Below are 803 nucleotides of genomic sequence, written 5' to 3'. Positions count from 1 at the left end.
GGGAACAGCCGTCGCGTGGCCTCAATGCGTGTCTTGGCAGCGCCGCGCCCCATGTTCGGGATCACGACGACCGTGTAGCCAAGCTGCTCAAACGCCGTCCGGTAACTGGTGCTGTAAACCTTGTCGTGCTGGTCGCCGACATGCGGCAGCACAATGGTCGAGATACCCGGCAGATAGCCCTTCTCACGCAGCCATTGCGCGTGAGTCGCCATCGGCTGGCCCTGCGCCTCGTAGTAGTCGAGAACGCGGATTTCCTTACCGATGAACTGGTCCGCCCACATCACGAAGGCGTCGGCCTTGGCGCCCGTGCCGCCAATGTCGCAATGCACCCGGAAGCTCATCAGCGGGTCAGGAGCGACGTTGCCGATGCGGCCCTCTGCCTTGGCTCGGGTCAGGTCGCCCGCGTAATAGGCGCCCTCTACGACCGTCACAAAGCCGCCTTCCCAAATATGGTCGTACTGGTCGGGCCGGTTGGTCAGGTCACGTTGCCGCTTGCGCTCAAGGCTGGCCGGGAACTTCGGGTTATCCCGCCAATTCAGCTCAACCACCTTGATGAGCGGGTCATTGGCGTTGCGGTAGCGCTTCTCTACCGGCGCAGTCTTGCGGGCCGGGTTCCACGTCACCCAAAGCTCAGCGCTCCACCCCTCGCCCTCTTCGCGCAGGGTCGGCTCAAGCGTCGTCCAGGCCGTATCCGTAACCGGCTCAGCCTCGTCCACCCAGCACACAGTCACCTAGTTGGTGGCTGCAAGCAGGCGCAGCAGGCGGGAACCCTGAAGAGAGCTCCTGTCCAGAGGAGGGGTCCT

General features: G+C 63.8%; 1 protein-coding gene. It reads right to left on the bottom strand.

Annotated elements, in window-relative coordinates; genetic code table 11:
- A partial coding sequence (locus QQX02_RS13095) for a terminase large subunit domain-containing protein (RefSeq protein WP_301143797.1) occupies positions 1-716 on the bottom strand: 716 nt, incomplete at its 3' end.
- Between the last annotated feature and the right edge of the window lie 87 nt (positions 717-803).

Origin of the sequence: Demequina muriae (assembly GCF_030418295.1) — a bacterium.
GTDB lineage: Bacteria > Actinomycetota > Actinomycetes > Actinomycetales > Demequinaceae > Demequina > Demequina muriae.
The sequence above is the reverse complement of the archived record's forward strand: the minus strand, read 5'-3'. Positions and strand labels throughout refer to the sequence as shown.